The organism is Tsukamurella pseudospumae (assembly GCF_001575205.1).
In the GTDB taxonomy this organism is placed as follows: domain Bacteria; phylum Actinomycetota; class Actinomycetes; order Mycobacteriales; family Mycobacteriaceae; genus Tsukamurella; species Tsukamurella pseudospumae.
Genome location: NZ_LSRE01000012.1, coordinates 50,272 through 75,039, shown reverse-complemented (window position 1 = coordinate 75,039; position 24,768 = coordinate 50,272). Strand labels below are relative to the sequence as shown.

At 71.3% G+C, this 24,768-nt stretch carries 23 protein-coding genes; 17 read left to right on the top strand and 6 right to left on the bottom strand.

Features of this window, described 5'->3' with window-relative positions; all coding sequences use genetic code 11:
• The first annotated feature begins 1 nt into the window (after nucleotide 1).
• The 8 genes from AXK61_RS09200 (at nucleotide 2) to AXK61_RS09165 (ending at nucleotide 8,398) form a co-directional block, all read left to right on the top strand.
• Nucleotides 2-1,006: an MlaD family protein gene (locus tag AXK61_RS09200; RefSeq protein WP_068744947.1), complete on the top strand. Its 1,005-nt coding sequence runs from the start codon at nucleotides 2-4 to the stop codon at nucleotides 1,004-1,006.
• Entirely contained in the window at nucleotides 1,003-1,995 is a 993-nt protein-coding gene (locus AXK61_RS09195) for an MlaD family protein (RefSeq protein WP_068744945.1), read from the top strand. Before AXK61_RS09200 ends, AXK61_RS09195 begins: the two co-directional genes overlap by 4 nt.
• Nucleotides 1,965-3,080: an MlaD family protein gene (locus AXK61_RS09190; RefSeq protein ID WP_068744943.1), complete on the top strand. Its 1,116-nt coding sequence runs from the start codon at nucleotides 1,965-1,967 to the stop codon at nucleotides 3,078-3,080. The genes AXK61_RS09195 and AXK61_RS09190 overlap by 31 nt, the downstream gene beginning before the upstream one ends.
• Nucleotides 3,080-4,105 (top strand): MlaD family protein, encoded by a 1,026-nt coding sequence (locus tag AXK61_RS09185; RefSeq protein ID WP_068744941.1) that lies wholly within the window; start codon nucleotides 3,080-3,082, stop codon nucleotides 4,103-4,105. Before AXK61_RS09190 ends, AXK61_RS09185 begins: the two co-directional genes overlap by 1 nt.
• On the top strand, nucleotides 4,102-5,160 hold the full coding sequence (locus AXK61_RS09180) for an MlaD family protein (protein WP_068744939.1): 1,059 nt from the start codon (nucleotides 4,102-4,104) through the stop codon (nucleotides 5,158-5,160). Before AXK61_RS09185 ends, AXK61_RS09180 begins: the two co-directional genes overlap by 4 nt.
• A 27-nt stretch (nucleotides 5,161-5,187) precedes the next feature.
• Nucleotides 5,188-7,278 carry an acyl-CoA dehydrogenase gene (locus AXK61_RS09175; protein ID WP_068744937.1) on the top strand — a complete coding sequence of 697 codons (2,091 nt, stop codon included), beginning with the start codon at nucleotides 5,188-5,190 and terminating at the stop codon, nucleotides 7,276-7,278.
• A 122-nt stretch (nucleotides 7,279-7,400) separates the two neighbouring features.
• On the top strand, nucleotides 7,401-8,186 hold the full coding sequence (locus AXK61_RS09170) for a 2-keto-4-pentenoate hydratase (RefSeq protein ID WP_068744935.1): 786 nt from the start codon (nucleotides 7,401-7,403) through the stop codon (nucleotides 8,184-8,186).
• A gap of 23 nt (nucleotides 8,187-8,209) precedes the next feature.
• Complete coding sequence (locus AXK61_RS09165; protein ID WP_068744933.1) at nucleotides 8,210-8,398, top strand: ferredoxin; 189 nt, start codon at nucleotides 8,210-8,212, stop codon at nucleotides 8,396-8,398.
• Between the two features lie 110 nt (nucleotides 8,399-8,508).
• Here the strand turns inward: AXK61_RS09165 and dmpG are convergent, their stop codons facing one another.
• Nucleotides 8,509-9,558, bottom strand: a complete 1,050-nt coding sequence (gene dmpG, locus AXK61_RS09160) for a 4-hydroxy-2-oxovalerate aldolase (protein ID WP_068744931.1) — start codon at nucleotides 9,556-9,558, stop codon at nucleotides 8,509-8,511.
• Entirely contained in the window at nucleotides 9,555-10,469 is a 915-nt protein-coding gene (locus AXK61_RS09155) for an acetaldehyde dehydrogenase (acetylating) (protein ID WP_068571508.1), read from the bottom strand. The genes dmpG and AXK61_RS09155 overlap by 4 nt, the downstream gene beginning before the upstream one ends.
• Before the next feature lie 207 nt (nucleotides 10,470-10,676).
• Between AXK61_RS09155 and AXK61_RS09150 the strand changes: the two genes are divergently transcribed.
• Genes AXK61_RS09150 through AXK61_RS09140 form a run of 3 tightly spaced genes read left to right on the top strand, consistent with a single transcriptional unit; the run spans nucleotide 10,677 to nucleotide 13,271 of the window.
• Nucleotides 10,677-11,906: a cytochrome P450 gene (locus AXK61_RS09150; RefSeq protein ID WP_068745255.1), complete on the top strand. Its 1,230-nt coding sequence runs from the start codon at nucleotides 10,677-10,679 to the stop codon at nucleotides 11,904-11,906.
• Nucleotides 11,903-12,475 carry a TetR/AcrR family transcriptional regulator gene (locus tag AXK61_RS09145; RefSeq protein ID WP_068571243.1) on the top strand — a complete coding sequence of 191 codons (573 nt, stop codon included), beginning with the start codon at nucleotides 11,903-11,905 and terminating at the stop codon, nucleotides 12,473-12,475. Before AXK61_RS09150 ends, AXK61_RS09145 begins: the two co-directional genes overlap by 4 nt.
• A gap of 37 nt (nucleotides 12,476-12,512) precedes the next feature.
• Complete coding sequence (locus tag AXK61_RS09140; protein WP_068571244.1) at nucleotides 12,513-13,271, top strand: IclR family transcriptional regulator; 759 nt, start codon at nucleotides 12,513-12,515, stop codon at nucleotides 13,269-13,271.
• 49 nt (nucleotides 13,272-13,320) lie between these two features.
• On the opposite strand, the gene AXK61_RS09135 is transcribed toward AXK61_RS09140, so the two are convergent.
• The 3 genes from AXK61_RS09135 to AXK61_RS09125 are packed head-to-tail and all read right to left on the bottom strand — an operon-like array spanning nucleotide 13,321 to nucleotide 15,665.
• Nucleotides 13,321-14,004, bottom strand: a complete 684-nt coding sequence (locus AXK61_RS09135; protein ID WP_068571245.1) for a nuclear transport factor 2 family protein — start codon at nucleotides 14,002-14,004, stop codon at nucleotides 13,321-13,323.
• Nucleotides 14,005-14,769 carry a glucose 1-dehydrogenase gene (locus AXK61_RS09130; protein ID WP_068745253.1) on the bottom strand — a complete coding sequence of 255 codons (765 nt, stop codon included), beginning with the start codon at nucleotides 14,767-14,769 and terminating at the stop codon, nucleotides 14,005-14,007.
• Between the two features lie 5 nt (nucleotides 14,770-14,774).
• Nucleotides 14,775-15,665: a 3-oxoacyl-ACP reductase gene (locus AXK61_RS09125; RefSeq protein WP_068571246.1), complete on the bottom strand. Its 891-nt coding sequence runs from the start codon at nucleotides 15,663-15,665 to the stop codon at nucleotides 14,775-14,777.
• A gap of 120 nt (nucleotides 15,666-15,785) precedes the next feature.
• Here AXK61_RS09125 and AXK61_RS09120 point away from each other — a divergent pair, with 120 nt between their 5' ends.
• From AXK61_RS09120 to AXK61_RS09105, 4 genes are read left to right on the top strand one after another with little or no spacing between them, the layout of a single operon-like run.
• Nucleotides 15,786-16,967, top strand: a complete 1,182-nt coding sequence (locus tag AXK61_RS09120) for an acyl-CoA dehydrogenase family protein (RefSeq protein ID WP_068744929.1) — start codon at nucleotides 15,786-15,788, stop codon at nucleotides 16,965-16,967.
• A 21-nt stretch (nucleotides 16,968-16,988) separates the two neighbouring features.
• A complete protein-coding gene (locus AXK61_RS09115) occupies nucleotides 16,989-18,071 on the top strand; it encodes an acyl-CoA dehydrogenase family protein (protein ID WP_068744927.1) in 1,083 nt (360 codons plus the stop codon).
• Entirely contained in the window at nucleotides 18,068-19,711 is a 1,644-nt protein-coding gene (locus AXK61_RS09110; protein ID WP_068744925.1) for a GMC family oxidoreductase, read from the top strand. Before AXK61_RS09115 ends, AXK61_RS09110 begins: the two co-directional genes overlap by 4 nt.
• A 1-nt stretch (nucleotide 19,712) precedes the next feature.
• Complete coding sequence (locus AXK61_RS09105) at nucleotides 19,713-21,299, top strand: long-chain-fatty-acid--CoA ligase (protein ID WP_068571250.1); 1,587 nt, start codon at nucleotides 19,713-19,715, stop codon at nucleotides 21,297-21,299.
• On the opposite strand, the gene AXK61_RS09100 is transcribed toward AXK61_RS09105, so the two are convergent.
• The gene (locus AXK61_RS09100; RefSeq protein WP_068744923.1) at nucleotides 21,288-22,805 is read right to left on the bottom strand and encodes an ATP-dependent DNA ligase; all 1,518 of its coding nucleotides are present in this window, start codon (nucleotides 22,803-22,805) and stop codon (nucleotides 21,288-21,290) included. The genes AXK61_RS09105 and AXK61_RS09100 overlap by 12 nt on opposite strands.
• 108 nt (nucleotides 22,806-22,913) lie before the next feature.
• Between AXK61_RS09100 and AXK61_RS09095 the strand changes: the two genes are divergently transcribed.
• Nucleotides 22,914-23,942: an ATP-binding cassette domain-containing protein gene (locus AXK61_RS09095; protein ID WP_068744921.1), complete on the top strand. Its 1,029-nt coding sequence runs from the start codon at nucleotides 22,914-22,916 to the stop codon at nucleotides 23,940-23,942.
• Nucleotides 23,939-24,760, top strand: a complete 822-nt coding sequence (locus AXK61_RS09090) for an ABC transporter permease (protein ID WP_068571253.1) — start codon at nucleotides 23,939-23,941, stop codon at nucleotides 24,758-24,760. The genes AXK61_RS09095 and AXK61_RS09090 overlap by 4 nt, the downstream gene beginning before the upstream one ends.
• The last annotated feature ends 8 nt before the right edge of the window (nucleotides 24,761-24,768 follow it).

Here is a 24,768-nt window from a genome sequence, read left to right as displayed (position 1 = left end):
CATGCGCGCGAAGAACACCCGCGCCGCCGTCACCCTGGCGATCGCGCTCGTCGTCACGCTGGTCATCGCCGCGGGCATCTTCGCCGCGCTGCGCAACCCGGCGGGCGGCGAGACCCGCGACTACGAGGCGCACCTGTCCGACGCGTCGGGCCTGCGCGTCGGCAGCGACGTGCGGCTGCGCGGCGTGCTCATCGGCAAGGTCACCGCGGTCGACGTCCGCAGCACGGCCGACGGGAACGGCAATGAGGCGGTGGTCGGCTTCTCCGCGCAGAAGGACCACCCCGTCACCTCGACCACGCGGGTCGCGGTCAAGTACCGCAACCTCACCGGCGAGCGGTTCATCGAGGTCCAGCCCGGCTCCTCCGCCGGCGGCGTGCCCACCTCGACGATCCCGATGGGCCGCACCACACCGTCGTTCGACATCACGACCCTGTTCAACGGTCTCGCGCCCGTGCTGCGCACGTTGAGCCCCGAGGACGTCAACGATCTGACCCGCAACCTGCTCGGACTCCTGCAGGGCGACGACACCACCGCGGCGCAGACCTTCGGGGCGATCGACAAGATCACCGCGAACCTGGCCGATCGACAGACCGTGATCAAGACCCTCATCGACAACGTCACCCGGGTCGCGAACATGATCAACGACTACTCGCCGCAGGTCGTGGAGTTCATCGTCAACTTCGACCTGTTGCTGACGAAGGTGCTCGAGAACCTCGACGAGTTCCGGCGCACCGCCACGTACGGGCCCGGGTTCGGCGCCGCGACCAACCGGGTGCTCACGGCGCTCGGCCTGTCCAAGGACCTCGACGTGGAGAACCTCGTCCGCACCGCCTTCAAGGATCCGGGTGCGGCCGTCCAGGCCATGGGCAAGCTGCCGGGTCTGTTCACCGGTGTCGCCGCGCTGCTCGGCGCGCCGCCGGCGCCGTGCTCGAAGGGCACGGCACAACTCCCGAACAAGGTCACCGTGCTGACCGGCGGAACGAATGTGACGGTGTGCCTGAAATGATCTTCACCGGACGTCCGCCCTGGCGCGGACTCATCAACCGCAGCACGCGGATCGGCGCGATCGCCGTGGCCGTGGCGCTGCTCATCACCGCGGGCCTGGCGTACGTGTACCTGCGACCGCCGGGGCAGAAGGAACTCACCTTCGTCACCCAGGACGCGGCGCTCATCAAGCCCGGCGTCGAGGTACGAGCCTCGGGCGTGCGCATCGGGTCGATCTCCGCGGTGGACCTGCGCAAGGACGACGTCGAGGTGACGGCGCGGATCGACGACTCCGTGTTCGTGGGCGATCAGACCTCCGTCGCCGTCCGGATGCTCACCGTCGCCGGCGGCTTCTACGTCGCGGTCAACTCCGCGGGCCGGGCGTCCCTGGGCGACAAGCCGATCCCCCGCACGCGGGTCGAGCTGCCGTACAGCATCGGCGACCTGCTGCAGGACACGCCGGAGAAGCTGGTGCCGGTCGACCGGACGCAACTCGCCGCGTCGATCAAGGCGCTGAGCACGGGCCTCGACTCGAACCCGGGTTCCGTCGACAACATCGTCAAGGGCGTGAACTCGCTCATCGGACAGCTCACCGACCAGCGCGACCAGGTGGGGCGCATCGTCAACATCAGCACGCAGTACACCACCGATTTCGCCAAGCAGCGCGAGACCATCATGAACATGATCCATAAGGCGTCTCTGGCGATCGTCACGCTCGATCAGACCGCCGCCAACTTCGGCATCGCCTACCAGGGCCTCGCCGGGATGTTCGGCAAGATCAAACCCTTCCTCGATCTCTATTGGAAGTACCGCGACACCCTCGGCGACGCCTTCGCCAAGATGGAGTCCGCGCTGAAGACGACCAACGTGACCATCCCCGCGATGATCGGCGAGCTGCAGAAGGCGATCGACACCATGCAGAAGACACTGGAGAAGCAGGGCAAGCCCATGTCGCCCGACACGGTGCTGGCCAGCCGCCTGTGCTTCCCGACGGCGACGGTGAGCTGCTGATGCGCCCCACGAGGATCTCCCTGATCGCGGCGGCCGCCGCCCTCGTCGCCGCGACGGTTCCCACCGCGATCGGCACCGCCGCAGCGGCTTCCACCACCCAGTGCGCCTACCTGGCCGACGGCATCGGCCTCTACCCGAACAACGACGTCACGCAGATGGGCGTGAAGATCGGTGCGGTGCGCAAGGTCGAGCCCAACGGCGACGGCGTGAAGGTCACCTTCGACGTCTCCGGGCGCACCCTTCCGGCCACCGTGAAGGCGGTCACCCGCTCGACCTCGATCCTCGCGGACCGCTCGCTCGAGCTGGTCGGCAACTACTCGTCCGGCGCGACGCTCTCCCCCGGGAACTGCATCACCCGGGACCGGACCGCGACGCCGAAATCGATCTCCGAGACCACCTCCGCCGCAACGCGGCTGGTCGATTCGGTGACCGAGGGCGGGGCCTCCGCCGACCTCGGCAAGCTGCTCACCCGGCTCGACACCGAGGTCGGTCCGTCGGTGCCGCCGCAGGCCGCTCGCTCGCTCAACAATCTCTCGACGCTGCTCAGCGATCCGGCGGGCTTCCTCGGCGATGTCACCACCGTGGTGAGCGACATCCGGCCGCTGATGCAGAGCATGGACTCGCAGTGGGGCGAGCTTCTGCTCACCCTGCAGCACGTGGGCAACGTGCTGGACCAGTACGGCAAGGTCACCTTCCCCGCGGTGTCGGAGATCTTCCAGACGCTGCCGGTGTTCTTCCTGGTGGGCGACGATGCGATGCGCCGCTACGGCCACATCCTGCGGCCCGGCGGCACGATGGCCGCCGACGCGGTGCGGCTCGCCGCGACCGGCGTGCGCTCGAACGAGGCGCTCGCCCGGACGCTCCCGGTGTTCGGCTCGCAGATCGCGCCGTACCTGCCCCGCGGCGGCGACGAGGGCCCCGTGACCGTCGCCGGGGTCCCCGTCACCACGGTCGCGACGAGCGATCCGGCGAAGCTCTGCGCGAGCATCAACGCCCAGGCGCCGGGGAGTTGTTCGGTCGTCGCCGGCAAGGCGCAGACCGCCACCGTCAACCTGCTCCAGCTGCCCCTGCAGGGAGGTCGATGATGTTCGGCACTCGGAAGCCCGTCCGCTGGCTCCCCCGGTCCGTCGCCGCAGCGATCGCGCTGACCGCGGGCGTCATGCTCGCCGGATGCACGGTGAGCCCGGCGAACATGGACATGCGCAACCCGATCGGCGACGGCGACCAGTACGACGTGAAGCTGCAGTTCGCGGACGTCCTGAACCTTCCCATCGGTGCGCGGATCTCGCTCGGCGGGCTGACCGTCGGCCGGGTCAAGGCGGTCAACCTGGGTGAGGACGCGGCCACCGTCACCGTCCGCGTGGACAAGTCGGTCGAGCTGCCCTCGGACATCCACGCCTCGGTCCTGCAGGACACCCTGTTGGGTGAGGCCTACGTCCGGCTCGAGGCACCGGCGACGCCGAGCGCCTCCGCCACGCCGCTCCGCGCGGGATCCGTTGTTCCCCTGACGCAGACGAGCCCGCCCCGCTCGGTGGAGAGCACGCTCACCATCCTGGCGGACTACTTCGGCAGCGGCTCGGTGCAGGAGATCAGCCGCACGATCAACCGGCTCAACACCGCGGTGCCCAAGGACCGCCCGCAGTTCGAGCAGCTCTCCGATCAGCTGAGCCGCGATGTCACGGGCATCGGGTCGTCGACCGCCGAGGTCAACCGGCTGCTCGACTCCGCCACGGAGATGGCGGACCGACTGGCCAAGCAGGAGAAGAACTTCAAGGACACGTTGTCGCCCTACCACCTCAAGTACTGGAGCAACCAGGGCAAGCTGATGTCGAACATCGGCGTCCTGCTGCCCGCCGTCGGCGGCATGCTGCAACAGGGCTCGTGGCTGATCCCGCTGATGAACAGTTCGTCGGACCTGTTCGAGCTGCTCACGGCCGACATGGTGTCGCTGGGCACGGCGATTCACGGTGGATCGATCCTGGTGAACAAGAACCTCGTGCCGTTCGTGAACAAGCCCGTCGTCAAGATCGATTCGGTGACCGGCGCGGGCGGGCAGGATCTCTCGCCCGGCACGGTCAAGGTCCTCCGACTGATCGGACAGGCACGATGACCCGTTCCGGAATCGCCTCCACCCTCGGCCTGATCGCGCTCGTCGTCGTGTCGGTGCTCCTCCTGGGACAGCAGGGCGTGCAGTGGCTCTCGCCCTCGGGGCAGCGCACCGCCTACATCCAGCTGACCGACGCCAACGGGCTGCAGGAGGGTTCGCGGGTCCTCGACCGGGGCGTCGAGGTCGGCAAGGTCCGCGCCCTCACGGTCAACGCCGACCGCATCGAGGTCGAGGTCCGCTACGCCAAGGACACCCGGATCACCTCCGGCGCGAAGGTCCGGGTCCAGAACCTGTCCGGGCTGGGCGAGACCTACCTGACCATCGCCCAGGGCGACGGTGCGCCCGTCCCCGACGGCGCCCGCCTCGAGGGCGTCGTGGACACCGCTGATTCCACCGTCGGCGCGCTGTCGAGTTCGCTGTCGCGCCTGATGAAGCAGCTCGATCCCGCGACGGTGCAGCGTCTCCTCGCACGCGCGGACGAGGCCCTGCCCGCCGGGGAGCAGACCGTGCCCACGATCGACGCCGGCGCACTGCTCACCGCGACGTCGATCCTGCGGCAGCTGCCCGACATCAAGGACCTCATGCAGTCCTTCAACTCGATCACCCCGCGCGCGGGCGACGTCGGCGCGCTGCTGCTGAGCCTGAACCAGCCGCTGCGGACCTTCGGCAAGGGCTACGGCGAGATGGCGCCGTACTCCGTGTCCTACATCAGCCAGGGCGACTATCCGAACGTCATCAAGGACGGCATGCTCGAGCTGTTCAAGATCATCCAGAACTTCGAGGACCGTTCGGCGTCCAGCGTGCAGTACCTGTCCGACCTGATGCTCCCGTCGGTGCGCGCCATCGCCGAGCCCCTCTCGACCATCAACGGCGGGCAGCTGCTCGACACCGCGCTCTCGTCCGTTCGCGGCCGCACCGGGGCCGTCACGCTGCGGATGGCACCGTCGGGCGCCCCCGCGGGCTCGACGGCCGCCAAGCCCTCCGGCGCACCGTCGAGCGCCGCGCCGGCGACCTCCGGGGCCGCCGCACCGTCCAGTACCCCTGCCAAGCCCCGCTGACGCGGGACCAAGGAGAACCCGGAGACCATGGCCCTCGCGCTCACCGATGTCCAACTCGCCCTCGCTGATTCGATCCGCGACTGGGCGGACCGCGCACACCCCGTCGATGCCGTCCGTTCGGGCGACCCCGGGGCCGTGGAGAAGGCGTGGCGCGGCCTGGCCGACATCGGGGTCTTCGGCATCACGCTGAGCGAGGACTTGGGCGGGTTCGGCGGGACCGCCGACGACGCGGCCGCCGCTGTCGAGGCCGCCACCGCCGTCCTCGCTCCCGGGCCGGTCGCGGGCACCGTCGCGGTCGGGGTCCTGCTGGAACGTCACCTGCGCGGGACGGACCGGCTCGCGGGTGTGCGGGCCGAACTCGCCGCGGGTGAGGCTCGTGCGGCGCTCGTCGTCGACGGTGACGGCTCGCTCGCCCCGGACGCCACCCCGGGTTCGCATCTCCTCGTCGCTTCTCCCGAGGGCACGTGGCACCTGCTGCCACCCGGTCACCCCGGGGTCGTCGTGGAATCCGTTGCCGGGCTCGATACCTCGCGACCGCTCGCGCGGATCCACCTGGAGGCGCCCGCCTTCGGCGACGACACCCTGGTCCCCGGCGTCACCTCGGACGACGCCCGCGCGGCGCTCGCCGTGTTCGCCGCCGCGGAGGCCGCGGGCGTCGCCGCCTGGGCGCTGCGCACGGCGGCCGAGTACGCCAAGGTCCGTGTGCAGTTCGGCAAGCCGATCGGCTCCTTCCAGGCGATCAAACAGATCGCGGCCGACATGCTCTGCCGCTCGGAGCAATCCGCCGCGCTGGCGTGGGACGCGGCGCGATCCCTCGGCGCGGGCCCCGAACACCTGCTCGCCGCCGCGGTCGCCGCCGCGGGGGCCCTCGACGCCGCGGTCGAGAACGCCAAGGACGCGATCCAGGTGCTCGGCGGCATCGGCTTCACCTTCGAGCACGACGCCCACCTGTACCTGCGTCGCGCGACCGCGCTCCGGGCGCTGCTGGGCGATTCGCCGCGCTGGCGCACGCGCGCCGCGGAACTCGCCCGCTCGGGCGTGCGCCGAGGGCTCGACTACGAGGTGGACGGCGATCACGCCGGCGCCGCCGCGGAGGTCGCGGCGATCGCGGAACTGCCGGCGGGCGAGCAACGGCGCGCGCTGGCGGAGTCCGGACTGCTGGTGCCGCACTGGGATCCGCCCTACGGCCGCGGCGCGGGCCCCGCCGAGCAGATCGTGTTGGACGGCGCGCTCGAGGCGGCCGGGATCGAGCGGCCGACGCTCGTGATCGGCGCGTGGGCCGCTCCCACCGTCCTCGAACACGGCACCCCCGAGCAGGCGGAGCGTTTCGTGTGGCCGACCCTACTCGGCGAGATCAGTTGGTGCCAGCTGTTCAGCGAGCCCGAGGCGGGTTCCGATCTGGCGTCACTGCGTACGAAGGCGACGCGGGTCGAGGGCGGCTGGTCGCTGACGGGCCAGAAGGTGTGGACCTCGCTCGCGCACGAGGCGGACTGGGCGATCTGCCTGGCCCGCACCGACCCCGACGCGCCGAAGCACAAGGGCATCACCTACTTCCTCGTCGACATGCTGTCCGACGGCCTGGACGTGCGGCCGCTCCGGGAGATCACCGGCGACGTCCGGTTCAACGAGGTCTTCCTCGAGGACGTCTTCGTCCCCGACGACTGCGTCGTGGGCCCGGTGAACGGCGGCTGGCGGCTCGCCCGCACGACCCTCGCCAACGAGCGGGTCGCGATGAGCGGCTCGGGACTGGGCGCCCGCCTCGAGGCGCTCATCGCCGAACCGGGCGCGGACGCCGACCTCGGCGAGCTCGGCGCGCTGATCACCGAAGCGGCCTCCTGTTCGCTCCTCGACCTGCGGGCCGTCATCGCCAGCGTCGGCGGCCAGGACCCCGGCGCCGCGTCCAGCGTCCGCAAGCTGGTGGGCGTGCGGCACCGTCAGGCGGTCGCCGAGGCCTGCCTGCGCAGTCTCGGTCCCGACGGTGCCGTGGCCGGCCCCGACGACCCCGCCGACGTGCGGTACGAGTTCCTGCTCACCCGCTGCCTGTCCATCGCGGGCGGCACCGAGCAGATCCTGCGCAATGTCGCGGCGGAGCAGTTGCTGGGCCTCCCCCGCTCCTGATCCGAACTCAACAGCGTCAGCCCAGAGGCCGTCCTGCGGAAACGCGTGCATCGAGTGCTTGCTACCCGCGAGTAACCCGCGGTTCCGCACCGCCCGACTGAAACCTGTTCTAGTATTCGATCATGGACGATTCCGCCATCTCCGCCGCTGCCGACGCGCTGCTCGGCGCCTACGCGGCGCGCACCCCGATCGACCCGATCATCAGCCGCTTCCCCGAGGCCACGATCACCGACGCCTACCGCATCCAGCAGGAGCAGGTGCGCCGCTGGGAAGCCGACGGCGACCTGGTGAAGGGCCACAAGGTCGGGCTCGCATCGCTCGCGATGCAGCGCCAGATGAACGTCTACGAACCCGATTTCGGGCACCTCACGGCGTCGATGTTCCACCTCGAGCAGATGCCCATCGACACCTCGGCGTGGATGCAGCCCCGCATCGAGCCCGAGATCGCCTTCGTCCTCGGCCGCGAGCTCAGCGGTCCGGGTGTCACGGTCGCCGATGCGATCCGCGCGGTCGATTTCGTGGTGCCCGCGCTCGAAGTGGTCGATTCGCGCATCACGGACTGGAACATCTCGATCGTCGACACGGTCGCCGACAACGCCTCCTCGGGTGGCGTGATCCTCGGCAGTCGCCCTACCCGCCTGCACGACGTCGACCTGCGCACCGTCGGATGCACGTTCCGGATCAGCGGCGAGCAGGTGGGCACGGGCGCCGGCGGCGCCGTCCTGGGCTCGCCCATCAACGCGCTCGTCTGGCTCGCCAACACCGTCGGACCGCTCGGCACCGTCCTGCAGCCCGGCCACGTCGTGCTGCCCGGCTCGATGACCCGGGCCGAGCCCGTCCGCGCCGGCGATGTCGTCGTAGCCGACATGGGCCCGCTCGGGTCCGTGACCGCAGTCCTGACCCCCTGACCACCACGAAACGGAGAATCACCATGAAGATCACCATCGGCGAGGCGTGCACCGGATTCGGCGTCTGCGAGGGAATCCGGCCCGATGTCTTCGAGGTCAACGACGAGGGCTTCGCCGAGGCCACCGACGAGGGCCTCACGGACGCCGACCGCGAGGAAATCGAGTACGCGGTGAGTCAGTGCCCCACGCAGGCCATCACCGTCGAGTACTGACACCCCTCCGACCGAACAGCACTGGAGCCCTGACCCTTCGGCGAAAGGTCGGGGCTCCACTGCTGTCGCGTCACGGGAGGGGCCCGACGGTACGCCGCCGGGCCCACCCGTCAGGCCTGCTGCGCGGCCGCCATCTCGACGGCGATCGCGATGATCATGTCCTCCTGGCCGCCGACGTAGCCGCGGCGCCCGCACTCGTAGAGGATCTCGTACGCGGGCACCCCGTAGCGCTCCTGCGCCCGCTCCGCGTGCAGCAGGAAGCTGGAGTACACGCCCGCGGCGCCCTGGACGATCGAGCTGCGGTCCATCACCGGCAGACGCGTGATGTACGGCTTGACCACATCCTCCGCGGCGGCCATGAGCGCGTCCTTGTCGGTGCCCGTGCGGATGCCGAGCTTCTCGAAGGTGGCCGAGAGCACCTCGGTCGGCGAGTTGCCCGCGCCCGCACCGAGTGCCAGCAGCGAGCCGTCGATCCACGTCGCGCCGGCCCGGTGGGCGATCACCGAGTTCGCCACGCCGAAGCTGAGGTTCTGGTGGCCGTGGTAGCCGACCTGGGCGTCGTCGCCGAGCTCCGCGACCAGCGCCTCGACCCGCTCGCCCGCGTCCTCGAGGATGAGGGCACCCGCCGAATCGACGACGTACACGCACTGGCACCCCGCGTCGGCCATGATGCGCGCCTGCTTCGCCAGCGCCTCGGGCGTGGACATGTGCGAGAGCATGAGGAATCCCGCCGTCTCCAGGCCGAGTTCCCGTGCGGCGCCGAAGTGCTGGATGGAGACGTCCGCCTCCGTGCAGTGAGTGGCGATGCGCAGCGCGCCCGCCCCGAGATCCGCCGCGATGCGGATGTCCTCGACGGTGCCGAGGCCGGGCAGCATGAGCACGGCGATCTTCGCCTGCTGCGCCTCGTCGACGGCGGCGGCGATCAGCTTGCGCTCGTCGACCAGGGAGAAGCCGTAGTTGAAGGTGCTGCCGCCCAGACCGTCCCCGTGGGTCACTTCGATGAGCGAGACCCCCGCATCGTCGAGGGCGCGCACGGTGTCACGGACGTTCTTCTCGGTGAACTGGTGCGCCATCGCGTGGCTGCCGTCACGCAGGGAGGTGTCGACGATGCGGACGTCCCGGTTCGGGTCGCTCCACAGGTTTCCGTTGATGCCGCTCATACCTTCACTCCTGCCAGGATGCGCTGCGCCAGCAGCTCGCCGGCGCGCGCGGCGGCGGCGGTCATGATGTCGAGGTTGCCCGCGTAGGTGGGCAGGTAGTCGCCGTTGCCGGCCACTTCGAGGAACACGGCGACGCGCGCCTTGCCCTCCCAGCCCGGCCGGGGCTCGTCGAACTGCGGGGGCGCCTTGAGCGTGTAGCCGGGAACGTACTGCTGCACGTCCGCCACCATCTGCTCGATGGACGCGGTGATCGCGTCCCGGTCGGCGTCGGGGTCGATGGCACAGAAGACGGTGTCCCGCATGATCATCGGCGGCTCGACCGGGTTGATGATGATGATCGCCTTGCCCTTGACTGCGCCGCCGACCTCCTCGATGGCGCGGGCGGTGGTCTCGGTGAACTCGTCGATGTTCGCGCGGGTTCCGGGGCCCGCCGAACGCGACGACACCGACGCCACGATCTCCGCATAGCTGACCGGCGTGACCCGGCTGACCGCGTGCACCATCGGGATGGTCGCCTGGCCGCCGCAGGTGATCATGTTGACGTTCGGGGCGTCGAGCTGCGCCTCGAGGTTCACCACGGGGCAGGCCAGGGGGCCGACCGCGGCGGGCGTCAGGTCGACGGCGACGATGCCCGCCTCGGCGTACCGGGGCGCGTTCGCACGGTGCGCCTTCGCGGACGTCGCCTCGAAGACGATCCGCGGCGGCTCGGGCCGGCTCAGGAGCCAGTCCACACCCTCCGCCGAGGTCTCCAGCCCGAGGTCGGCGGCGCGCTTGAGCCCGTCCGATTCGGGGTCGACGCCCACCATGTAGCGCACGTCGACGTGCTCGCTCCGCCGCAGCTTGGCCAGCAGATCCGTGCCTATGTTTCCGGGGCCGACAATCGCAGCAGTGACCTTGCCGTGTTCCGTCATCGACATCCCTCGTTCCCCGTTGCGACGATGGCCGCCGTTACCTTCTGAGTCATGTCTCACAGCGTCGACCACCGACGCCCACCGGTCCACGTTCGCGTTCCGCTGAGCGGGACGGCACCGCGGATTGGCCGACTCTTGACGATTGACGGAACTCGTTCTATTTTCGATACATATCATCGGTTTCGTCTCACATCATCCGGAGTGCCCATGACGACCGCACCGACCTTCGCCCCGTCCTCCGCCGAGACCTGGGCGGATCCGTTCGCGCTGTACCGGGACCTCCGCGCGTCCGGCGCGGTCCACCGAGCGGAGCCGCTGGACGGCGAAGATCTCGAGTACTACGTCCTCCCCCGGCACGCGGACGTGTGGCACGCGGTCCGCTCCCCCGAGGAATTCTCCTCCGCGCAGGGCCTGACGCTCCACTACGGCGAGCTCGAGAAGATCGGCCTGCAGGAGAATCCGCCGATGGTCATGCAGGATCCGCCGGTGCACACCGACTTCCGCCGCCTCGTGGCGCGCGGCTTCACGCCGCGACAGGTGTCAGCGATCGAGCCGGACGTGCGCGCCTTCGTCGTCGAGCGGATCGAGCGGCTGCGCGAGCAGGGCGGCGGTGACATCGTCGCGGAGCTGTTCAAGCCCCTGCCGTCCATGGTCGTCGCGCACTACCTCGGCGTGCCGCCGGCGGACCGCGGGAAGTTCGACGTGTGGACCGAGAGCATCGTCGCCGCCAACTCGGGCGGCGGCGACCTCGCGTCCGTGGTGGCCTCGGCCGCCGATGCCGTCGGTGAGCTCATGGGCTACTTCGCCGCCCTCATCGAGCGGCGGCGCTCCGAGGCGGAGGACGACGTGGTCTCGCACCTCGTGGCCGCGGGCATCGGTGCCGACGGCGACCCCGCCGGCGTGGTCTCGATCCTCGGATTCACGTTCACGATGGTCGCGGGCGGCAACGACACCACGACGGGGCTGCTCGGCGGCGCGATCCAGCTCCTGCACCAACGTCCTGACCAGCGGCGCCTGCTCCTCGAAGATCCAGGACTGATCCCCGGCGCGGTCGAGGAGTTCCTCCGCCTGACCTCACCGGTGCAGGGGCTCGGGCGCACCACCACCCGCCCGGTGGAGGTCGACGGGACCGTGATCCCCGCGGACCGTCGGGTCCTGCTGCTCTACGGCTCCGCCAACCGCGACGAGACGGTCTTCGGTGACGACGCCGACACCCTGGACGTCACGCGCAACCCTCGCAACATCCTCACCTTCGCGCAGGGGCCGCACCACTGCCTGGGCGCGGCCGCAGCGCGGATGCAGTCGCGGGTCGCGCTGGAGGAACTGCTCGCCCGCGTTCCGGGGTTCGAGGTCGATCTCGACGGGGTGCGCTGGGCGCCCGGGGCGTACGTGCGGCGCCCCACGACGGTGCCCGTCACCGCGGGCCGGCTGCCGTGACCCGCGCAGCGAACACGAGCTGGTCCGACGCCGCGCGCTCGGGCGCCACCGAGCGGATCCTGGACGCGGCGGCGGGCCTGTTCGCCGAACACGGTGTCGCCGCGGTGGGCATGGACGACATCGCCCGCGCCGCGGGGTGCTCGCGCGCCACGCTCTACCGCTACTTCGCGAACCGCGAGCGCCTGCGTTCCGCCTACGTCCTCCGCGAGATGACCGGGGCCCTCGCCCATCTCGCGGCCCGCGACGGCGCCACGGGCACACCGCCGGAGCGGTTGGTGGGGGTCATCGAGTCCGCGATCGCCTACGTGCGGGAGCGGCCGGCGCTGCTGGCCTGGTTCTCCTCGGAGGACTTCGCCGTCGGCCCCGTCCTCGCCGAGAACGCCGAGGCTCTCGCCACCGCCGCTGCGGGCGCACGCGTCGCGGACGACCTGCCGGAGCTCGCCGATCCCCAGGTCTTCGATTGGGTCGTCCGCGTGATCGTCGGGCTGCTCACGCACCCCGGCGCCGACGCCGGCTACGAGCACGCACTCCTGGTCCGGTTCGTCGGTCCGATCGTCGATCGCCGATAGCGCGACGGCCCCGGGCCGAGGCTGGCAGACTGATCCCATGCGTCCCGCTGAGCGGAACGACGGTGCCACCGTCGACCGGATAGCCGCCGTGCTCTCCGCCTACCGGCCCGGCGACGGCGGCCTCGGCGTGTCCGAGCTCGCGCGGCGCACCGGCCTGCCGAAGTCGACGGTGCACCGCCTGACGGGGCACCTCGTGGCCGCGGGGCTGCTCGCGCGCTCCGGCACGGATCTGCGGCTCGGCCTGCGGCTCTTCGAGATCGGGCAGCTCGCGACCGGGCACCGGGACCTCGTCGACGCCGCACGTCCGCTCCTCGCGGACCTGCGCTCGGGCACCCGGAACACCGTTCATCTGGCGCGGCTCGAGGGCACCGAGGTCGTCTACTTCGAGGTCCTCCCGGGTCCGGACGCGCCGAACCTGCCGTCGCGGGTCGGCGGGCGCATGCCCGCGCACGCGACGGGCGTCGGCAAGGCGATCCTGGCGTTCTCGGACGCCGCGGTCGTGGACGGCGTGATCGCGACCGGCCTGCCCCGGCTGAGCACCCGGACCATCACCTCGCCCGCGATCCTGCGCCGGCAACTGCAGCGCGTCCGGGACGACGGCGTCGCCTACGAGCGCGAGGAATCGAGCACGGGAACCGTCTGCGTGGCCTGCCCGGTCCTCGACGCCGACGGTGCCCCCGTCGCCGCCGTCTCCGTGGCCGGGTGGAGCAACCGCATGCGTCCCGAGCGGGTCGCTCCCGCGGTCCGCGCCGCCGCCCTCACCCTCTCCCGCGTCGCCGCCCGCCGCCCCGATTGAACACCGTTACGGAGAGGAAACCCGCAGATCGGAATCTCCATAACGGTGTTCAATCGGGGAGGTGGACGGTGACCGTCGGCTCCCGTCCGCACAGGTCGACGAGGGCCACGCCGCGGCGGGCACCGTCGTACACCGTGGCGGTCACGGCCGTGCCGGAGGCGAGGACCTTGCCCACCTGCAGTCCGCGCAGGTGCAGCAGCTCGGTGGCCCGCCGCCGGCCGCTTCCGCCGACACCGCGGACGCCGCCCAGGAACGCCAGGGCGGCACGAGGACCGAGAGTGCGGAACAGACGCGGTCCGAGCAGGGCGCCCGCAGCGAGGCCGCGCGGCCCGGAGAGCAGCAGCTGCGCGATCATTCCGCGCAGCTCCCAGTGGGCGTGCAGCCCGGTGATCGCGGCGCCGTCGGGACCGTCCGCCACGGTGTACCGCAGGTGCATCGGGATGTGCAGCGTGACACCGGTACTCATCGTGGTGTGCACGGTGAGGTCGCGGACCATCAGTCCCTCAGCCGCGAGGATCACGTCGTGCTCGACCTCGAAGACGATGGTGTTCGGGCCGATGAACATGTCGTAGAAGCGGGCGATCGCCGCGGGAGTCGTCTGCGGCGGCGGCCCGACGGGGTCGTGCACGGCCCCGTCGGGCGCGAACAACGCGGTCCATGCCGCCTTGTCGTGCGCGGCGACGGCGGTGGGCGAGGCCTCGACGACCCGCCGGATCGCTTCGATGCCGGGCATCTACAGCTTCAGGGCGTGGGTCGCGGTGGCGCCGCCGTCCGCCACGAACTCGGCGCCGGTGCTGTAGCTCGCCTCGTCGGAGGCGACGAACAGCACGAGCGAGGCGATCTCGTCGGCGCTGCCCTGCCGCCCGATCGGCAGTCGCTGCTTGAGCCAATCGGTCGGCGGTTCGTTGCCGCCCAGCGCATCCGCCACCATCGCGGTGTCGATCATGCCCGGATGCACGGAGTTGACGCGGATGCCGTACTGCCCCAGTTCCATCGCGGCGGACTTGGTCATGCCGCGGATCGCGAACTTACTGGCGGTGTACGCGGTGAGGTAGGGCATGCCGCCCAGCCCCTCGACGGACGAGGTGTTGACGATCGATCCGCCGCCCGCGGCCTTCATCGGCTCCACCGCGGCGCGCATGCCGAGGAAGCAGCCGAACTGGTTGATGCGGATGACCCGCTCGTAGTCGGCGAGTGCCGTCTGCTCGAGCGCCGAGAAGAACAGCACGCCGGCGTTGTTCACCAGCACGTCCAGTCCGCCGAAGCTCTCCTGCACGGCCGCGATCGCAGCCGCCCAGTCCTCCTCCGAGGTCACGTCGAGGTGCCGGTACACGGCGGCGCTGCCGAGCTCGGCGGCCAGTGCCTCACCCTGCTCGTCCAGCACGTCGCCGAGCAGCACCTGCGCGCCCTCCGCGACGAACCGGCGCGCCACCGCGGCGCCCTGTCCCCGTGCGGCGCCCGTGACGAGCGCCCGCTTCCCCGTGAGCCTTCCGGTCATACCGATCACCCTTCCAACTGTGCTGCGACGAACATGCGGTCGTCGCGGTCCGCGAAGTAGCCGCCCACCGCGGCGGCGAGACCGGCCTCGTCCCACTGCCCGCCGTCGGCGTCGAACCGCTGCTCGAGCGAGGGCGGCGCCATGAGCGCCACCATCCCGCCGTGCACCACGAACACCTGCCCGTTGATCCTCGCGGCCTCCGGTCCGGCGAGGAAGCGCACGAACCGCGCCACGTGGTCGACCGACAGGGGGTCGACGGTGCCGTCGGGTGCGTCCCCGAAGACGCCCTCGGTCATGGCCGTCCGCGCGCGGGGGCAGATCGCGTTGGCACGCACTCCGTATCGTCCGAGTCCCCGCGCGGTCGCGATGGTCAGTGCCGCGATGCCGGCCTTGGCCGCCGCGTAGTTGGGCTGGCCGACCGAGCCGAACAGGAAGGCCTCCGAGGACGTGTTGACCACCCGGCCGTAGACCTCGCCGCCGGACGCCTTCGCCGCGTCCCGCCAGTACGCCGATGCGTTGCGCGAGAGCAGGAAGTGCCCGCGCAGGTGCACCCGGACCACCGAGTCGAACTCGTCGTCGGTCATGGAGAAGATCATCTTGTCGCGGCAGAAGCCCGCGTTGTTGACCACGATGTGCAGCCCGCCGAGCCCCTCGGCGGCGGCCATCAGCGCGTCGGCCGTCTCCCGGTCGCCGGAATCGCCGAGCACCAGCTCGGCGCGGCCGCCGTCGGCCCGGATCGACGCGACCACCTCCTCCGCCGCGGGCGAGACATCGCCCACCACGATCGCGGCGCCGCCGCGGGCGAGCGCCAGCGCCTCGGCGCGGCCCAACCCGGCGCCCGCGCCGGTCACGATCGCGACCTTGCCGTCCAGGCTCGCCACCTCTGCCTGCGTCATGTTCCACCCTTCGATGTAAGAACCTGTTCACTGCGGAGCTCACGCTCCCCCTCCACAGGAAAATACTGCCGAGACCGCGGTTTCGTTCCACTTTTCTAGAACTTGTTCTACAGTGACGCCATGCGGATCGACTATGCGCCGGAACAGCAGGAGCTGCGCGCGGAACTGCGCGGCTACTTCGCCCAGCTCATGACACCCGAGCGCCGCGAGGCCCTGCTCGGCGCCGGTGGTGAGTACGGTGACGGCGAGGTCTACAAGGAGATCACCCGGACCCTCGGCAAGGACGGCTGGCTCGCGATCGGGTGGTCCGAGGAGTACGGCGGGCAGGCGCGCCCGATGCTCGACCAGCTGATCTTCACCGACGAGGCCGCCGTCGCCGGCGTGCCCGTCCCCTTCCTCACCGTGAACACCGTGGGCCCCGCGATCATGGCGGGCGGCACGGCCGAGCAGAAGGCGGAGCTGCTGCCCGGCATCGCCGCGGGCGAGACCCACTTCGCGATCGGCTACTCGGAGCCCGAGGCGGGCACCGACCTGGCGGCCCTGCGCACCCGGGCCGTGCGCGACGGCGACGACTACGTGATCAACGGCCAGAAGATGTGGACCTCGCTCATCGAGTACGCCGACTACATCTGGCTCGCCGCGCGCACCGATCCCGAGGCGCAGCGCCACCGCGGCGTGTCGATCATGGTGGTCCCCACCGCCGCCGAGGGCTTCTCCTGGACCAAGGTGCACACGGTGGCCGGCCCCGGCACCTCCGCCACCTACTACCAGGACGTCCGCGTGCCGGCCACGGCCGTGGTGGGCGAGCTGCACGGCGGCTGGAAGCTCATCACCAACCAGCTCAACCACGAACGCGTCGCGCTGACCTCCGCCGCCCCGCTGCTGGACTCGGAACGGCAGGTGCGGCACTGGGCGCAGAACACCAAGCTGGCGGACGGCTCGCGCGTCATCGACGCCGAGTGGGTCCGTACCCACCTGGCCCGCGTGTACGCCCACGCGCAGTACCTCAAGCTGCGGAACTGGAAGATCGCGTGGGCCGCCGACCACAGCGAGCTCGGCCCCGCCGACGCCTCCGCCACCAAGGTCTTCGGCACCGAGTACGCCACCGAGGGCTACCGGCTCCTCATGGAGGTCCTCGGCACCGCCGCGATCGTGCGCGCGGGCTCGCCCGGCGCGCTCCTGCGCGGCCGGATCGAACGGCTGCACCGCAGCTCCCTGATCCTCACCTTCGGCGGCGGCACCAACGAGATCCAGCGCGACCTGATCGCCGGAGCCGGGCTCCGGCTGCCGGTCAGCCGCTAGGACGTCAAGGAGACACACGACATGGATTTCACCGTCCCCGAGGCACGCACCGACCTCGCCGAGCTGACCCGGCGCATCGTCGAATCGTGGCGGGACAAGACGCCCCGCCCTACCGATTCCGGTCTCGACCAGGAGCTCTGGGCCACGCTGGCGCGGTCGGGCGTGCTCGACGCGGCGCTCCCCGCCACCGTGGGCGGCGGCGGACTGGGCCTGCTGGCCCACACCGCGGTCCTGGCCGAGCTCGGTCGCGTCGCGGCCCCGGCGCCCTACCTCGACACCGTCCTGGTCGTCGCCGAGAGCCTCGCCGAGGCCGGGAGCCCGGAGCAGATCGAGCAGTGGCTGGTTCCGCTCGTGCGCGGAAGGTCCACGGCCGCGGTCGCCTTCGGCGATGCGCTGAGCGGGTTCACCGCCCGTCCGTCGGGTGACGGCTGGCGGGTCGACGGTGCCCAGACCGCGGTCTCGTCCGCCGCCTTCGCCGACCTCCTCGTCATCGAGGCGACGACGCAGGACGGGCCCGCGCTCTTCCTGCTCCCGCGCGCCACGACCGGGCTGTCGGTCACGGGCCAGCACGTGGGGAACGGGACCGATGCCGCGCTCGTCGAGGCCGATGCTGCGCTCGTGCCCGCGACGGCGCGGCTCGGCGGCGCCGACACCGCGGCGCGCGCTCGCCGCCTCGCTACCCTCGGCTGGTGCGCTCTGCAGGCCGGCACCACGGAGCGCGCGCTCGAGCTCACCGCCGACTACGCCCGCACGCGTGAGCAGTTCGGCAAGCAGATCGGCTCGTTCCAGGCGGTCCGGCAGCGCCTCGCCGACGCCTACATCGATGTCGAGGCCGTCCGCCTGACGGTGCTCGAAGCCGCCTGGCGCGAGTCCGAAGGCCTCGATGCATCGGCCGAGATCGCCACCGCCAAGTTCTGGGCAGCCGAGGCCGGACACCGGGTGGCGCACACCGCGGTCCACGTGCACGGCGGCGTCGGCATCGACACCGACCATCCCACCCATCGCTACTTCGTGGCGGCCAAGCGCGCGGAGTTCGCGCTCGGCGGCGCGACGGCCCATCTCCGCGCCCTGGGCGCGACCCTCGCCGGAAGGAACCCCGCATGATCCGCAAGACGTACAAGACCACGACCTCCGCCGTGTCGCCGAACGAGGCGGTCGACTACATCGTGATCGGTTCCGGCAGCGCGGGTTCCGTGGTCGCCGGACGGCTCGCCGACACCGGCGCCAGCGTCGCGCTGCTCGAGGCCGGCCGCAACGACAACACCCGGCTCGCCCAGGTCCCCGGCATGATCTCGATGGTCCACACGGTCCCGCAGCTCAAGGCGCGGGTCGCCTGGAAGCAGTACTCGACCCCGCAGAAGTTCGCCAACGACCGCCGGATCCCCATGACCCGCGGCAAGGTGCTCGGCGGTTCCAGCTCGATCAACGGCATGCTCTTCGTCCGCGGCAACCGCGCCAACTACGACTCGTGGGCCGCCGAGGGCGCCACCGGCTGGGACTACGAGGGCGTGCTCCCCGCCTTCAAGCGCCTCGAGAACTGGGAGGACGGCGCCACCGATCTGCGCGGCACCGGCGGCCCCATCGAGGTGACCCGACAGGCCCACCTCACCGACGCCACGAGGTCCTACATGGGGGCACTGTCGTCGACGCTGAACGCGCCCATGATCGACGACTACAACGGCCCGTCCCAAGAGGGCGTGAGCGTCTTCCAGCAGAGCGCCGCCGGCGGCACCCGGTTCAGCTCCGCGCACGGTTACCTGCGCGAGGCCCGCCCGAACCTGCGAGTGCACGTGAACGCCCACGTCAAGCGCGTGGTGATCGAGAACGGCCGCGCCACGGGCGTCGAGGTGCTGGACGGGAACGCCGTGACCACGATCCGCGCCAACCGCGAGGTCATCGTTTCGGGCGGTGTCATCGGCTCGCCGCAGATCCTCATGCTGTCCGGCATCGGGCCCGGTGCGCACCTGCGCGAGAAGGGGATCGACGTGCACGCCGACCTCCCTGTGGGCCAGAACCTGCACGACCACCTGTTCGTCCCGCTGACCTTCCTCATGAAGGACGCCGTCCACAAGGGCACGCCCGCGTACTTCGCGAAGGGCCTGGCGAAGGAGTGGCGCAGCCCCGGCCAGAGCTTCATGGCGAACACCGTTTTCGACGCCGCGGCCTTCGTGCGCACCTCCTACGCCAAGGACATCCCGGACCTGCAGATCCACTGCCTGCCGTGGAACTACCCGACGCCGAACCAGGACGCCGACAAGCTGCACATGGTCGACCCGCGGCCGGGCCTGACGATCCTGCCCACGTTGATCTACCCGCAGAGCCGCGGCGAGCTGCGGCTGAACTCGGCGAACCCGCTCGAGCAGCCGTCGATCGACCCCGGGTACCTCAGCGACCCGCAGGACACCGAGGTCCTCATGGAGGGCATCGGCATGATCCGCGAGGTGATGCGGCACCCGTCCGTCGCGCCGATGGTGAGCGAGGAGTTCACGCCCGGCGCCTCCTTCATGGACGATGCCGCCCTGCGCCGCGAACTCCCGAACCGCGTGCACTCGGTGTACCACCCGGTGGGCACCTGCCGCATGGGCACCGACGAGCGGTCCGTCGTCGACCCCGAGCTGCGGGTCAACGGGATCGAGGGGCTCCGCGTCGCGGACGCCTCGATCATGCCGTCCATCACGGGCGGCAACACGAACGCGCCGTCGTACATGATCGGCGAGATGTGCGCGCGGTTCCTCGGCGCGTGAGATGAGCGCTGCCCTCCCGCAGTCACTTCCGACTGTCGCCGACCTGCTGCTCGCCCGCGCCGGGGACTCCCGCGCGGGCCTGCGGGCCGGTGACCGGACGTGGACCTGGACCGAGCACGTCGAGCAGTCCGCGGTCCGGTCCGCCGTCCTGCGGGAGCTCCTGCCCGACGACGCCGGAGGCGGCCCCAGCGCAGGAGCTGCGCCCCGTCACATCGGGGTGCTGGCGGACAACGTTCCGGAGTTCTCCTTCCTGCTCGGCGCGGCAGCCCTGTCGGGTGCGGTCGTGGTGGGGCTCAACCCCACCCGCCGCGGCGAGGCGCTCGCCCGGGACGTCGCACTGGCCGATTGCGGCGTGGTCCTCACGCAGGGCCGGCGCGCCGCGCTCCTCGACGGCCTCGATCTCGGCGTGCCGGTCATCGACCTCGACGGTCCGCGGTGGGCGGAGCTGCTCGCCGCGCACGCGGGCGCGTCGCCGCCCGCCGCGGCGGTGAACACCGACAGCCTGCTGGCCCTCGTCTTCACCTCGGGCACGAGCGGCGAGCCGAAGGCCGTGCAGGCCACGCACGGCAAGTTCACGGGTGCCGGCATCATGCTGGCGCAGCGGTTCCGGCTGACCGGCGACGACACCGCGTACATCGCGATGCCCCTGTTCCACTCCAACGCGCTGCTCGCGGGGTGGGCTGTAGCGCTGGCCGCCGGCGCGACCATCGCTCTGGCCGAACGGTTCTCGGCGTCGGGCTTCCTCGACGACGTGCGCCGGTACGGCGCCACCTACGCCAACTACGTAGGCACGCCCCTGTCGTACATCCTCGCCACGCCGGAGCACGCCGACGACGCCGACAATCCGTTGCGCGTGCTCTACGGCAACGAGGGCCGCGCCGACGACATCGCCGCGTTCGCTGCCAGGTTCGGCTGCCACGTCCAGGACGGGTACGGCTCGTCCGAGAACGGTGTCGCGATCGCCCGCACGCCGGACACCCCGCCCGACGCGCTCGGCCCCCTGCCCGACGGTGTCGCCGTCTGGAAGCCCGGCACCGCGCAGGAGTGCCCGCGTGCCGTGACCGGCCCGGACGGGGCGCTGCTCAACGCCGACGAGGCGATCGGCGAGCTGGTGAACACCGCGAGTACCGGCGGATTCTCCGGCTACTACAAGGATCCCACCGCGGACGCCGCGCGCGCGACGGGCGGCGTGTACCGCACGGGCGATCTCGCCTACGTCGACGAGGCGGGCTTCGTGCACTTCGCCGGCCGCACCGGCGACTGGATGCGGGTGGGTGGCGAGAATCTCGGCGTCGCACCGATCGAGCGCGCTCTGCTGCGCCATCCCGCCATCGCCGAGGCGGCGGTGTACGGCCTGCCCGATCGCGTGGGCGACCAGGTGGCCGCGGCACTCGTGCTGGTCCCCGGCGCGACACTGACACCGGGCGACCTCGCGGACTTCCTCTCCGTCCAGCCGGATCTGAGCCCGCGCCAGCACCCGCGCCGCCTGCGCATCGTGGACGAGCTGCCCCGCACCCCGTCGTTCAAGGTGCTCCGGCGGGCCCTGGTCACCGACGGAATCGACGCCACCGATCCGCTACTCGGGTAGCAGTGACCGCACCGCCTCGATCGTGTCCGCCTCCGCGGCGGACTTGTCCGGGCGGTAGCGCAGCACCCGGGCGAAGCGCAGCGCAACACCGCCCGGGTACCGACGCGAGACCTGCACGCCATCGAGCTCGATCTCGACGACGATCTCGGGACGTAGGAACACCGTGTGCTCGTCCCGCTCGCGCTCGTGGAGCGGGAACTCCTCGGTCTGCCAGCGCAGCAGCGCATCGGTCAGGCCCTTGAAGGTCTTGCCCACCATGATCGGATCGCCGCCGCCCGGGTCCCGGGCACCGAGGTGCAGGTTCGAGAGCATGCCCGTGCGGCGGCCGTAGCCCCACTCGGCGCCGAGCACCACCAGGTCGAGCGTGTGGACCTGTTTGACCTTCTGCCACGCCCGCCCGCGGCGGCCTGCGGCGTACGGCGACGTGAGGTCCTTGATCATCACGCCCTCGTGGCCCGCGGCGAGCGCGGCGGCGTAGTGGGCGGCGGCCTCGTCCGGCGTGGGCCGGGCCAGGGCCGGAATGCGCAGCTCGCCCGCCACCGCCTGCAGCGCGTCCACACGCACGGACAGGGGCTCGTCCAGCAGGTCGCGTCCGTCGAGGTGCAGGCAGTCGAAGAAGTACGGGCGAAGTACGGTCTCACCGGACTCCGCCGAACCGAATCGGCTCATCGTCTCCTGGAAGGGCCGCGGCCGCCCGGCATCGGTCAGGGCGAGCGACTCCCCGTCGAGTACCACCGAGCTGCACGGCAGTTCCCGGGCCAGCGCGACGATCTCGGGCACCGAGGCGGTGATGTCGCGCAGCGTGCGGGTGTACACGCGGACCTCCTCACCGAGCCGGTGCACCTGGATCCGGGCCCCGTCGAGCTTGAACTCGACGCTGACCTCGGGCCCCAGATCCGCCAGCGCGCCGTCCACACTCTCCGCCGGGGACGCGAGCATCGGCGAGACGCCGCGCAGCACCTCGAGCCCGAATCCGGCGAGCTCCACCGCACCGCCCGACAGGGCGGCCACGGCGGTGCCCGGGAGGGAACCCGAGAGCATCGCGGCCCTGCGCACCACGTCGAGCGGGACGCCGGCGGCGCGCGCCACCGCGTCGGTCACCACGCCCGCGAGCGCGCCCTGGCGCAGCTCCCCGGTGATGAGCCCGACCAGGAAGCGCTGTTCGGCCGCCGTCGCGTGGCCGAGCAAGCCGGTGAGGACGGCGTCCCGTCGGGCCACCGAGCCGGCGCCCGAGGTACCTGCCAGCTCGTCCAGCGCGCGGGAGACCTCCTCGACGGTCAGCGTGGGCTCGTCCGCGGGCTCCAGACCGTCGACGGTGCGCCCGACGGTGCGCCAGCCCGCGCCGAGGCGGCCCTGCAGCAGCCCGCCGGACAGCCACGCGACGACGGGCCGCACGTCGGCGGGCCCGGCCGCACGGATCACGGCCGCCAGCGCGGCGATCTTCGCGGTGCGCGAGCGGGTACCCGCGACCTCGGCGGATGCGGCGACGACCTCGGCGAACAGCACCCCGCCATTGTCGCGCAGACCCCTGACACTTTCCTGCGCGAGCGCCGCGACAGGCGGCGACAGCGCCGTGCAAGGCCCACGACAGCGACACGATGCATCGTGACGGCCATGACGATCACCCAGATGAGGACCGGCCACGCCCCGTCCTCCCCCACCGACCTCGCGATCGACGCCCGCGGCCTGGTCAAGCACTTCGGTGCGACCCGCGCCGTCAACGGCGTCGACCTGCAGGTGCCGACCGGCACCGTCTACGGCGTCCTCGGCCCCAACGGTGCCGGCAAGACCACGACCATCAGCATGCTCGCGACCCTGCTCAAACCCGACGCCGGCAGCGCCCGTGTCTTCGGACACGACGTGGTGGCCGAGTCCACCCTGGTGCGCTCGCTCATCGGCGTCACCGGGCAGTACGCCTCGGTCGACGAGGACCTCACCGCGAGCCAGAACCTGATTCTGTTCGCCCGGCTGCTCGGCAAGAGCCGCGCGGCCGCGCGAGCGCGCGCCGAGGAGCTGCTGACCGCCTTCGGCCTCGAGGACGCCGCCAACCGTCCGCTCAAGGAGTTCTCCGGCGGCATGCGGCGGCGGCTCGACCTCGCGGCCAGTCTCATCGACACGCCGCCGCTGCTGTTCCTCGACGAGCCGACGACCGGCCTCGACCCGCGCACCCGGTCCCAGATGTGGGACACCATCCGCGATCTCGTCGCCCAGGGCTCGACGGTGCTGCTCACCACGCAGTACCTCGACGAGGCCGACCAGTTGGCGGACCGGATCGCGGTGATCGACCGCGGGCTGGTCATCGCCGACGGCACCGCCGACGAGCTCAAGGCCTCGGTCGGCTCCGCGACCCTGCAGCTCACGCCCGCCGACCGCGCGGACGCGCCGACGGTGGCCCGCACCGTCGAGCGGATCCTCACGGAGACGGCGGCGTTCAGCCCCGAGGCCGCCCGCGTGACGGCCCCGCTGCATCGCCCCGACCTCGTCCCCGACCTGCTCATCGCCCTCCGCGAGGAGGGCGTCGCCATCGAGGAGATCGTCGTCTCCAAACCCAGCCTCGACGAGGTCTTCCTCACCCTCACCGGCCGCCCCGACGACAGTTCGGAAGGCTCGGCCGCCACCGACACCGCCCAGGAGGCGTCATGACCACCACCCTCACCCCTGCACCCGGCAGGACGCCGGAACGCATGGCCACGAACCACATCGGCCTCGCCGAGACCGTCCGGCAGTCCTTCACCATGGGCTGGCGCGGCGTGCTCAAGATCCGGCACAACCCGGAACAGCTCTTCGACGTCGTGCTGCAGCCGATCATCTTCACGCTGATGTTCACCTACATCTTCGGCGGCGCGATCAGCGGCGACGTGCAGCACTACCTGCCCGTGATCATCCCCGGGATCCTCATGCAGACGGTGATCGTGGCGTCCATCGTCACCGGCACCCAGCTGCGCGAGGACATGGACAAGGGCGTCTTCGACCGGTTCCGGTCGCTGCCCATCGCCCGGATCAGCCCGCTCGCAGGTGCCCTACTCGCCGATGTCATCCGCTACCTGATCGCCACCGTCATCACCTTCGCGGTAGGCATCGCCATGGGCTGGCGCCCCGACCCGGTGGGCGTCCTCGCCTCGACCGCGCTGATCCTGTTCTGCGCCTTCGCGGTGTCGTGGATCTTCGCGCTGATGGGCTGCCTCATGAAGAAGGCCACGGCCGTGCAGGGCGTGTCGATGATGATCATGTTCCCGCTGACCTTCCTGTCCAACGCGTTCGTCCCGGTGGACACGATGCCGGGTTGGCTGCAGGCCTTCGTCAACGTCAATCCCGCGAGCCATCTGGTGACCGCGATCCGGGAGCTGTGCGACACCGGCCACGCCGGCATCCACGTGGTCTGGAGCCTCGTCGGCGCCGTGGTGCTGATCGCGGTGTTCGCGCCGCTCGCCGTGCGCGCCTACATCCGCAACGCCCGCTGACGCCGCGC

Excerpts from the sequence above, each read along its gene's own strand:
- AXK61_RS09200 (WP_068744947.1), top strand. The coding sequence starts at position 2 with ATGCGCGCGAAGAACACCCGCGCCGCCGTCACCCTGGCGATCGCGCTC.
- AXK61_RS09195 (WP_068744945.1), top strand. The coding sequence starts at position 1,003 with ATGATCTTCACCGGACGTCCGCCCTGGCGCGGACTCATCAACCGCAGC.
- AXK61_RS09185 (WP_068744941.1), top strand. The coding sequence starts at position 3,080 with ATGTTCGGCACTCGGAAGCCCGTCCGCTGGCTCCCCCGGTCCGTCGCC.
- AXK61_RS09180 (WP_068744939.1), top strand. The coding sequence starts at position 4,102 with ATGACCCGTTCCGGAATCGCCTCCACCCTCGGCCTGATCGCGCTCGTC.
- AXK61_RS09175 (WP_068744937.1), top strand. The coding sequence starts at position 5,188 with ATGGCCCTCGCGCTCACCGATGTCCAACTCGCCCTCGCTGATTCGATC.
- AXK61_RS09170 (WP_068744935.1), top strand. The coding sequence starts at position 7,401 with ATGGACGATTCCGCCATCTCCGCCGCTGCCGACGCGCTGCTCGGCGCC.
- AXK61_RS09165 (WP_068744933.1), top strand. The coding sequence starts at position 8,210 with ATGAAGATCACCATCGGCGAGGCGTGCACCGGATTCGGCGTCTGCGAG.
- dmpG (WP_068744931.1), bottom strand. The coding sequence starts at position 9,558 with ATGAGCGGCATCAACGGAAACCTGTGGAGCGACCCGAACCGGGACGTC.
- AXK61_RS09155 (WP_068571508.1), bottom strand. The coding sequence starts at position 10,469 with ATGACGGAACACGGCAAGGTCACTGCTGCGATTGTCGGCCCCGGAAAC.
- AXK61_RS09150 (WP_068745255.1), top strand. The coding sequence starts at position 10,677 with ATGACGACCGCACCGACCTTCGCCCCGTCCTCCGCCGAGACCTGGGCG.
- AXK61_RS09140 (WP_068571244.1), top strand. The coding sequence starts at position 12,513 with ATGCGTCCCGCTGAGCGGAACGACGGTGCCACCGTCGACCGGATAGCC.
- AXK61_RS09135 (WP_068571245.1), bottom strand. The coding sequence starts at position 14,004 with ATGCCCGGCATCGAAGCGATCCGGCGGGTCGTCGAGGCCTCGCCCACC.
- AXK61_RS09130 (WP_068745253.1), bottom strand. The coding sequence starts at position 14,769 with ATGACCGGAAGGCTCACGGGGAAGCGGGCGCTCGTCACGGGCGCCGCA.
- AXK61_RS09125 (WP_068571246.1), bottom strand. The coding sequence starts at position 15,665 with ATGACGCAGGCAGAGGTGGCGAGCCTGGACGGCAAGGTCGCGATCGTG.
- AXK61_RS09120 (WP_068744929.1), top strand. The coding sequence starts at position 15,786 with ATGCGGATCGACTATGCGCCGGAACAGCAGGAGCTGCGCGCGGAACTG.
- AXK61_RS09115 (WP_068744927.1), top strand. The coding sequence starts at position 16,989 with ATGGATTTCACCGTCCCCGAGGCACGCACCGACCTCGCCGAGCTGACC.
- AXK61_RS09110 (WP_068744925.1), top strand. The coding sequence starts at position 18,068 with ATGATCCGCAAGACGTACAAGACCACGACCTCCGCCGTGTCGCCGAAC.
- AXK61_RS09105 (WP_068571250.1), top strand. The coding sequence starts at position 19,713 with ATGAGCGCTGCCCTCCCGCAGTCACTTCCGACTGTCGCCGACCTGCTG.
- AXK61_RS09095 (WP_068744921.1), top strand. The coding sequence starts at position 22,914 with ATGACGATCACCCAGATGAGGACCGGCCACGCCCCGTCCTCCCCCACC.
- AXK61_RS09090 (WP_068571253.1), top strand. The coding sequence starts at position 23,939 with ATGACCACCACCCTCACCCCTGCACCCGGCAGGACGCCGGAACGCATG.